This is a genomic window from Bacillus sp. AP50, from assembly GCF_040492675.1.
Taxonomy (GTDB): Bacteria; Bacillota; Bacilli; order Bacillales; family Bacillaceae_G; genus Bacillus_A; species Bacillus_A cereus.
In genome coordinates this window covers 1-8485 of the sequence record NZ_JBEUTW010000018.1, presented here as the reverse complement: position 1 = coordinate 8485, position 8485 = coordinate 1, and the positions used below count along the sequence as shown (strand labels likewise).

Sequence of the window (8485 nt, the reverse complement as noted above, 5' to 3'; positions counted from 1 at the left end):
CCATATGGCGACTTTTAATAAACGATTTCTAAATCTAATCCAGGGTAATTTTGTTGACGGAACGCTTCATAAATTAAAATTGCTGCTGTATTAGATAAATTTAATGAACGTACTTTATCTGTCATTGGAATACGTAAACAATGATCAAAGTTTTCTTCGATTACATTAGCTGGTAAGCCGTTTGTTTCTCTTCCAAATACAAAATAGTAATCCTTCTCGCGCTTGCTATAGTCAAACGCTGTATGAGCTTTCTCGCCATACTTTGTTAAATAGAAGAATTCACCGTCTTTATTTTTTTCATAAAATTCTTCAATTGAATCATAGTACGTAATTTTTACGTGCTGCCAATAATCTAATCCTGCACGCTTTAACATTTTATCATCCGTTGAAAATCCAAGCGGTCTAATCAAATGTAATTCTGTTCCAGTTGCTGCACAAGTACGAGCAATATTCCCTGTATTTGCTGGAATTTCTGGCTGATATAAAACAACATGTACTCCCACGCGATATTCACCTCTGTTTTTTGTCTACTACGTATTATACCACTTGAGCGAAAAATCTCTACCCATTAATAATATGAAAGAATTTATATTTCATTTGTGGTGTATATTTACTAGAGTCTTCATAGTTCCAATAACGTCGACGGCTATTCGCTGAATGTGCATTTACAAGCGGCATACCATCTGCATCTTTTGCTACTACAATCGTCGTATGATTCCATCTTCCGTCATCCTCGAAATCATAAGCAATGACATCTCCAAGAATAAGTTCTTCTGGCCTCTCTACCGCCTCTGCTCGAAGTCCTGTTGTAGCACCTGACAAATACCAATAAAAAGAATGTGCAACAGCCCAGCTCCAGCTCCACTGATTCTCCCTTTGCCACCATCCTTTACGAATATTAGGATATCCGCTCATAGGTACTTCTCCAGTATGAAGACATTGAGAAATGAAATTCGTACAATTATCAGGGAAATTACGATACATAGGATTTCGGTCATCCCACCAACGCTCTGCATATTTCACTGCCTCTAAACGATTATACTGATAAGAACCGTACTTCTCTTTCGTAATTTCCCTTTCTAATGTCTCACCCATTCTAATTTCTTCTGACACTTCAATAGCATAATCGCCTATAATCCGACTATTATTTAAACAAACTCTTCGTTTTAATTGTTCCTCTTCAATATAAAATAATTCTTTATGCTTAATTAAATATTTAAAATGTATTTGATAATCAATTCCTTGATGGTCATTACTATTTAATTGTCTAATGAAAGAAACATCCGCAGTTGCTTTCACTATATGTGCACTACGTCTTTGAAACAATTGTTTCTTTCTCAGTGCCATTTGTAGTAAATCCACAGCAATACCATCCACATTCGTTCTTTTCTCCGTTATATATGCTAAAAATTGTTGTACTTGGTTTTCAATCTTCGTTTTTACAACCATTCTGTCTCCCTCCCATATTACAATATGAAAAAGGGAAATATTATCTACTCTTTTTTCTGTGCTAACAATTCAAGCCCGCGATTCATTTCATGAAGCACTTCTTCATCTTTCTCACGTTCCATCGCTTTCTCAATCGCTTCGCCTACTCCATCTCCGCCAATTTTCCCAAGTGCCCATGCTGCCGTTCCGCGTAGTACTGGTCTTGGGTCATCTTTCATAACACCAATTAAATCAGGAATTGCCGATGTTTCTTTAAAATGTGCTAATGCTAAAATCGCATTTCTTTGCAGTGGCTTTTTCCCTCTCCATGACCCTGACATAATCCCATATTTCTCTTTAAAATCACGATTACTAATTGTTAAAAGTGGCGTTAATAATGGTTTAACTAGCTCAGGATCCGGCTCCATCTCAGGATGATTATGAAAATCCATTCCTTTGTTTTTCGGGCAAACAGTCTGACACGTATCACATCCATATATACGATTTCCTATTTTATCGCGATATTCTTCAGGTAGGAATCCTTTCGTCTGTGTTAAAAACGCAATGCACTTCTTCGAATCTAACTGTCCCCCCTGTATTAAAGCACCGGTAGGACAAATATCGATACATTTCGTACAGCCCCCGCATTGATCTTCTATCGGCTTATCTGGCGGGAATGGAACATTTGTAATCATTTCCCCTAAGTATACGTACGAACCAAATTCAGGTGTAATAATAGAGCAGTTTTTACCGCTCCATCCAATGCCTGCACGCTCTGATACAGCTCGATCACTTAATTCACCTGTATCAACCATGGACTTCACTTCTATATCCGGAAGTTTTTCAATTAAATATGCTTCTAATTTTTGCAAACGATCTCGTAAAACAAGATGATAATCTTGTCCCCAAGAAGCACGACAAAAAATCCCACGGCGTTCTCCACGCTTACTTAATGGTGCATTTTTTAATTTTGAAGGATATGCTAAAGCAATCGCAATAATTGATTTAGCACCCGGTAATAACAGTTGCGGATTCGTTCTCTTCTCTATATCAGGCTCTTCAAATCCAGATTGATAATTTAATTGTTGTTGCTGGATTAAGCGCTGCTTTAATTCCTCAAAAGGAGAAGCACTCGCAAAGCCTATTTTATCTATGCCAATTGTTTTACTATACGCAATTACATCTTGCTTTAATTGTTCAAAATCCACTCTTAATCGCCTCCTCAGATGAATCCATCCCTTATGTAACGACTCTATTGGTTAGTAATTCACTTTTGGAATACTATTATTTACTTCTATTTTCGCATGTAATTAGGTTTTTCAAACATTAAAAAACGCAATGCCTCGTTTATCTCGGAAACGAAACACTGCGTTGATCACAATTTATAGAAAAACATTTAATAAAATTTGGAGCGGGTGAAGAGAATCGAACTCTCGACCAGAGCTTGGAAGGCTCTTGTTTTACCACTAAACTACACCCGCAAATATGAATTACATATAAGATATTAGAATAACTTATGTAAAGTAGTATAGCATGTAAAAAAAGTAGAGGCAAGAATTTTATCGAAAAAAGTCGAAAAAGTGATGAGAGACCTCATCACTTTTTCAATTCTTTATCAATTGCCTTCTTCATACTATCGAAATCAGGGTTTGCAAGATTTCCGTTTACATATACAGAAGGAGCACCTTGAACTTTTAATTTTTGAGCACGATCTGAATCTTTACGTACTTTTTCTTTAATGTCTTTACTGTGTAAATCTTTCTTAAATTGCTCTACATCAACTTTTGGAAGTTTCTCTTTCACAATGCTAAGAAGCAAATCTTCTGTAATCCATTCTTCCGTATCTTTCTTTTGATTTTGATAAATCTCATCATAGAAGATCCAGAATGAATCTTTATCTTGTTTATAAATTGCTTCACCAGCTGCTGCACCTAAATCCGAGTCTTTTCCGATAAATGGGAAGTTAATAAAATATAACTGCACTTTGCCTTTATCAATATACTCTTCTTTTAATCGAGGTAATACTGTTACATCCCAAGTACGACAAGCAGGACATTTAAAGTCTCCAAATTCAACTACCTTAACTGGAGCATCATCTTTCCCTAAAGATTGTTGCGTAGAATAAGCAAACATCTCATTCCCTTTATCTTTTTTGTCATTTATGATGCTATACGCAATTGTTCCAATTACAATCAATACTGCGATAGAAAAAACTATACCAAGAGCCATGAGTTTATTTGATTTCATATACATTCCTCTTTAAATTCATATTCTGTATACAGCATTGTACACAATACACATAATATCAACACTTATATACGTCACGCAATGAACACGCTCACATAAATTACAAAAACACAATAATTGTGACGATATTGTGTCACAATTTGTCACAATTTATTCAAAAAAAGAAGCTCCTCTGTAGGAACTTCTCTTAACTTACTGCTTTTTTACGCGCGCTATTTAACATCGACTGCTCTATTTTTATATCATGACGAATTACTAATTTCTCACTAACTGCTTGAACATACTCATCATGGCTTATATAGCCTTCTTTCTCCATTAGTCTCAAAACGACATTTCGTCTCTCTACTGCTTTATCATAGTTTTGGGCAGGTGAGTAATAAGCAGGTGCTTTTACTACAGCAGCCATCATTGCACTTTCAGCCAACGTTAATTGGTTCACCTTTTTACCGAAGTAAAGGTTTGCTGCTTTTTCAATTCCCCACGCTCCTTCTCCATAATAAATATTACTTACATATAATTTTAAAATTTCATCCTTCGTAAATGTGCGTTCAATTTTTTTCGTATAAAAAATCTCTTTCCACTTACGAGAAAATGTACGTTCATTTGTTAAAAAAGCATTTTTAGATAGCTGTTGTGTAATCGTGCTTCCTCCTTGCACGACACCACCAGCCTTTATATTCTCAACTGAGGCTCTAATAATTGCTATATAATCTAAACCGTTATGATGATAAAATCTTTTATCTTCTGTCGCAATAAATGCATGTGTTAATGATTCTGGCACCTCTAACTTAGCCGGTACATGTAATTTACTAATATCACTTTTCTCAATCATTACATTTCCAATGAATAATAACGTACAACTTAACAATAATAATAATATAATGGCTTTATAAAAAAGTTTAGTCATTGGATTTAATGCAACTTTTTGATGATAGTTCACCCTAGATAATACTCGTTCTTTCATCTTGAACACCTCTTTTCCACACAGCATATAACTCTTACTTTAAGAATACATTGTTGTAAAAAAATATCCCATCGATTTCTCTTACACGTACCTTACATCATTGTAAGGTATAAAGTGAAACTTTAATGAGCCCTCATCAATCAGGCTTACTGCCCAGCAAATAGTGGGATAAAAAAGTATTGTATCACAGTATTTTTTTATCTACTATTCATCTGAAATATTGAATATAGGTTATGTTAAAGCACGAATAACCAATAAAAGAGAAACCCTTAAGACTATTATATTTTCACTTTACACTTTAATTATATCATCTACAAATATATATACTTTTGACTATCTAGTAATCTAAATGTATATAACATATAGATTTATTATACAGAACAAACGTTCTGCAAATCAATACTAGTGCTATTATTATTTTGACCTTTTTCTTAAACAGTATACAAAAAAGAGTAGTGATTCGAATGTATCTCAAATCGGCTACTCTTTTCTTTACAATCTTCCTATTAAATTATACGGCTGTACTTCCCACGTTTCATACGGAATAAAATGTGTTGCTCTCATTGCATCAAGCGTTCTGGATTTCATATGAGGACGCGTTATATACTCATCTATGTTCTCTTCATTTAAATCAACAAATTTAGCCTCTTGTATCTCTTCAGGTTGAGTTTTTATTTCACCACTTATATATGCTACTTTAAAAACAACAGCTAGAATATGCATAGAGGTATTATAATAAACCCCTGTAATTCCGATAGGCTTCACCGTTAACCCTGTTTCCTCTTTTATTTCCCTACAGACAGCTTGATCGAGCGCTTCGCCTTCTTCTACCTGTCCTCCTGGCAACTCCCACGTATCAGCTCGCCAGTGCACTTTTGTTAATAACACTTCATTTTTTTCATTTGTTAAATAACCTGCTACAGCAACTATATGCTTTGGTGTCTTATGTTCCATATTAAGCCTCCTAGAGATAATGAATATTTTATATATCCCTATAATCATATTCACTACCTACAACAAAATACCTTTAATACTTCATCACTTTAATTAACTTCATAAAAAAAGACCCTATCCGCTAAGCGAAAAGGGTCATCTATCGTATTACTCTCCTAAGTCTACGTTGTGATAAACTTGTTGAACATCTTCCAAATCTTCTAATGCATCAACCATTTTCTCAAATTGTGCTTGAGCATCTTCAGGAAGTGTTACATCACTTTGTGCAAGCATTGTTAATTCTGCAACTGTAAACTCCTCAACGCCAGCACCTTTAAGTGCAGATTGTACTGCATGGAATTGATCTGGTTCAGCATACACGATAACAGAATCTTCTTCTTCTAGAATGTCACGTGCATCTACATCTGCTTCCATTAAAATTTCAAGAACTTCATCTGATGTTTTACCTTCAAGGCCGATAACAGCTGTCGCATCAAACATGTAAGCTACAGAACCGTTCACACCCATATTACCACTGTTTTTGCTAAATGCAGCTCGTACATCTGCTGCAGTACGGTTTACGTTATTTGTAAGTGTATCTACAATAACCATAGCTCCATTTGGTCCGAATCCTTCATAACGAAGCTCGTCATAATTTTCTTCTGAACCGCCTTTTGCTTTTTCAACTGCACGATCAATAATTGTTCTTGGAACATTGTATGTTTTCGCACGCTCTAATACAACTCTTAGCGCTTGGTTTGATTCTGGATCTGGCTCGCCTTGTTTTGCTGCCACATAAATTTCACGCCCAAATTTCGCGTATATACGGCTTGTATTTGCATCTTTTGATGCTTTTTTGTCTTTAATATTGTTCCATTTACGGCCCATACTTTCCACTCTCTTTCCCGTTTTAAATCTACATAAAAATATTAATATGAAATATAATGTGTGTTCAACACATTTTTAAAAGAAATATAAAAAGTTCATTTTTGATTCATATTACAGACATAATATAAATCACTATCATTTTGTTCTTTCGACAAGTTATATTATACATGAATTCCTACGTTTATTACGAATTTTAGAAGCACCTAGTATAATTTAACAAAAAGAAGTTTTTAGAGATTACAAACTTAACCGTTGATAATGTACTAATATCTACTGGTGGTATCGGATTTAACTTCATGTCACCGGGGTGGAGAAATTCTCTCTAGAGTACTCGAAAGAAATATTGTATATACAATATTTTTTCTGCTTATTTTGTCATGTAATGAAAAGAAAACAAAAAAGCTCTATACTAATTGTATAGAGCTTTTTTACGCCGTTCATGATACCGATGGTCGGGGTCGAACCGACACTCCCGAAGGAACACGATTTTGAGTCGTGCGCGTCTGCCAATTCCGCCACATCGGCACAAAAGAAAAGGCGGCAACCGGATTTGAACCGGTGATAAAGGTTTTGCAGACCTCTGCCTTACCACTTGGCTATGCCGCCATATTAAATTTTATTGGAGCGGAAGACGGGATTCGAACCCGCGACCCCAACCTTGGCAAGGTTGTATTCTACCACTGAACTACTTCCGCAAAAATGGCTGGGCTAGCTGGATTCGAACCAGCGCATGACGGAGTCAAAGTCCGTTGCCTTACCGCTTGGCTATAGCCCATCGAATTCTTACTTAATTATATGTAAGTATCCATTAGATTATTTGCAATTTTTAAAATAAAAATGGGGCGACTGATGGGAATCGAACCCACGAATGCCGGAGCCACAATCCGGTGCGTTAACCACTTCGCCACAACCGCCATGTTGTGTAAATATATTTGGCAGGGGCAGTAGGAATCGAACCCACACTGGAGGTTTTGGAGACCTCAGTTCTACCTTTAAACTATGCCCCTATGTAAATGGTGGAGGGGGGCAGATTCGAACTGCCGAACCCGAAGGAGCGGATTTACAGTCCGCCGCGTTTAGCCACTTCGCTACCCCTCCGAAACTTACATGGTGCCGGCTAGAGGACTTGAACCCCCAACCTACTGATTACAAGTCAGTTGCTCTACCAATTGAGCTAAGCCGGCGTATTTTATTAAAATAAATGGTGGCTCGGGACGGAATCGAACCGCCGACACGAGGATTTTCAGTCCTCTGCTCTACCGACTGAGCTACCGAGCCTTATTAAAATGGCGGTCCCGACCGGGGTCGAACCGGCGATCTCCTGCGTGACAGGCAGGCATGTTAACCACTACACCACGGGACCATTTGGTTGCGGGGACAGGATTTGAACCTGCGACCTTCGGGTTATGAGCCCGACGAGCTACCGTGCTGCTCCACCCCGCGATAATACTATTTATATAAAATTTATATGGTGGAGGATGACGGGATCGAACCGCCGACCCCCTGCTTGTAAGGCAGGTGCTCTCCCAGCTGAGCTAATCCTCCAAAGTGGTGACCCGTACGGGATTCGAACCCGTGTTACCGCCGTGAAAGGGCGGTGTCTTAACCACTTGACCAACGGGCCAAACATTATAAATCCTATGGCGGAGAGCAAGGGATTCGAACCCTTGATACGCTTGTGACGTATACACGATTTCCAATCGTGCTCCTTCGGCCAACTCGGACAGCTCTCCAATGGCTCCGCAGGTAGGAATCGAACCTACGACCGATCGGTTAACAGCCGATAGCTCTACCGCTGAGCTACTGCGGAATAATATTGCCTGGCAACGTCCTACTCTCACAGGGACAAGGTCCCAACTACCATCGGCGCTAGAGAGCTTAACTTCCGTGTTCGGTATGGGAACGGGTGTGACCTCTCTGCCATCATTACCAGACATTATTCTTTTGAGACAATCATTATTATAACTTATTTACTTTAAAAGTCAACAAGTTTTTTATGTTCTCTCAAAACTAGATAACATTGCT

The 8485-nt window shown here is 37.5% G+C and carries 7 protein-coding genes, 16 tRNA genes, 1 rRNA gene and 1 pseudogene; 1 reads left to right on the top strand and 24 read right to left on the bottom strand.

All coding sequences use genetic code 11. The annotated features are described in order from the left end of the window. Nucleotides 1–14: 14 nt before the first annotated feature. From trmL to ABWK52_RS02335, 8 genes are all read right to left on the bottom strand, one after another. A complete protein-coding gene (gene trmL / locus ABWK52_RS02370) occupies nucleotides 15–503 on the bottom strand; it encodes a tRNA (uridine(34)/cytosine(34)/5-carboxymethylaminomethyluridine(34)-2'-O)-methyltransferase TrmL (protein WP_000538147.1) in 489 nt (162 codons plus the stop codon). Nucleotides 504–561: 58 nt separating this feature from the next. Continuing rightward, nucleotides 562–1449: an amidase domain-containing protein gene (locus tag ABWK52_RS02365; protein ID WP_098542464.1), complete on the bottom strand. Its 888-nt coding sequence runs from the start codon at nucleotides 1447–1449 to the stop codon at nucleotides 562–564. 44 nt (nucleotides 1450–1493) lie between these two features. Further along, nucleotides 1494–2636 (bottom strand): tRNA epoxyqueuosine(34) reductase QueG, encoded by a 1143-nt coding sequence (queG, locus tag ABWK52_RS02360; protein WP_000345216.1) that lies wholly within the window; start codon nucleotides 2634–2636, stop codon nucleotides 1494–1496. A 199-nt stretch (nucleotides 2637–2835) separates the two neighbouring features. Then, nucleotides 2836–2909 (bottom strand) — tRNA-Gly (locus ABWK52_RS02355). A gap of 115 nt (nucleotides 2910–3024) precedes the next feature. Next, nucleotides 3025–3675, bottom strand: coding sequence for a DsbA family protein (locus ABWK52_RS02350; protein ID WP_000841306.1), 651 nt, complete (start codon nucleotides 3673–3675; stop codon nucleotides 3025–3027). Between the two features lie 187 nt (nucleotides 3676–3862). Further along, entirely contained in the window at nucleotides 3863–4639 is a 777-nt protein-coding gene (locus ABWK52_RS02345; RefSeq protein ID WP_000664715.1) for a transglycosylase domain-containing protein, read from the bottom strand. Nucleotides 4640–5131: 492 nt separating this feature from the next. After that, nucleotides 5132–5593 (bottom strand): NUDIX hydrolase, encoded by a 462-nt coding sequence (locus tag ABWK52_RS02340; protein ID WP_000400456.1) that lies wholly within the window; start codon nucleotides 5591–5593, stop codon nucleotides 5132–5134. A gap of 147 nt (nucleotides 5594–5740) precedes the next feature. After that, nucleotides 5741–6460: a YebC/PmpR family DNA-binding transcriptional regulator gene (locus ABWK52_RS02335; protein ID WP_000532952.1), complete on the bottom strand. Its 720-nt coding sequence runs from the start codon at nucleotides 6458–6460 to the stop codon at nucleotides 5741–5743. 218 nt (nucleotides 6461–6678) lie between these two features. Here ABWK52_RS02335 and ABWK52_RS02330 point away from each other — a divergent pair. Further along, nucleotides 6679–6786 (top strand): annotated as a pseudogene (locus ABWK52_RS02330) (DUF3884 family protein); the annotation flags it as partial. A gap of 117 nt (nucleotides 6787–6903) precedes the next feature. Here ABWK52_RS02330 and ABWK52_RS02325 read toward each other — a convergent pair. The 16 genes from ABWK52_RS02325 to rrf form a co-directional block, all read right to left on the bottom strand. Continuing rightward, a tRNA-Leu gene (locus tag ABWK52_RS02325) sits at nucleotides 6904–6985 on the bottom strand. Between the two features lie 10 nt (nucleotides 6986–6995). Continuing rightward, a tRNA-Cys gene (locus tag ABWK52_RS02320) sits at nucleotides 6996–7066 on the bottom strand. Between the two features lie 14 nt (nucleotides 7067–7080). After that, nucleotides 7081–7155 (bottom strand) — tRNA-Gly (locus ABWK52_RS02315). A 5-nt stretch (nucleotides 7156–7160) separates the two neighbouring features. Then, nucleotides 7161–7235, bottom strand: a tRNA-Gln gene (locus ABWK52_RS02310). A 63-nt stretch (nucleotides 7236–7298) separates the two neighbouring features. Next, nucleotides 7299–7374: transfer RNA gene (locus ABWK52_RS02305), tRNA-His, on the bottom strand. A 19-nt stretch (nucleotides 7375–7393) separates the two neighbouring features. Then, nucleotides 7394–7467 (bottom strand) — tRNA-Trp (locus tag ABWK52_RS02300). Between the two features lie 7 nt (nucleotides 7468–7474). Continuing rightward, nucleotides 7475–7558: transfer RNA gene (locus tag ABWK52_RS02295), tRNA-Tyr, on the bottom strand. Between the two features lie 10 nt (nucleotides 7559–7568). Further along, a tRNA-Thr gene (locus ABWK52_RS02290) sits at nucleotides 7569–7644 on the bottom strand. A gap of 18 nt (nucleotides 7645–7662) precedes the next feature. Then, nucleotides 7663–7738, bottom strand: a tRNA-Phe gene (locus tag ABWK52_RS02285). A gap of 9 nt (nucleotides 7739–7747) precedes the next feature. After that, nucleotides 7748–7823 (bottom strand) — tRNA-Asp (locus ABWK52_RS02280). A gap of 3 nt (nucleotides 7824–7826) precedes the next feature. Further along, nucleotides 7827–7903: transfer RNA gene (locus ABWK52_RS02275), tRNA-Met, on the bottom strand. Between the two features lie 26 nt (nucleotides 7904–7929). Further along, nucleotides 7930–8005: transfer RNA gene (locus ABWK52_RS02270), tRNA-Val, on the bottom strand. 4 nt (nucleotides 8006–8009) lie between these two features. After that, nucleotides 8010–8084: transfer RNA gene (locus tag ABWK52_RS02265), tRNA-Glu, on the bottom strand. 17 nt (nucleotides 8085–8101) lie between these two features. Beyond that, a tRNA-Ser gene (locus ABWK52_RS02260) sits at nucleotides 8102–8193 on the bottom strand. A 2-nt stretch (nucleotides 8194–8195) separates the two neighbouring features. Further along, nucleotides 8196–8270 (bottom strand) — tRNA-Asn (locus tag ABWK52_RS02255). Nucleotides 8271–8278: 8 nt separating this feature from the next. Continuing rightward, a 5S ribosomal RNA gene (rrf, locus tag ABWK52_RS02250) occupies nucleotides 8279–8394 on the bottom strand. Nucleotides 8395–8485: the final 91 nt, after the last annotated feature.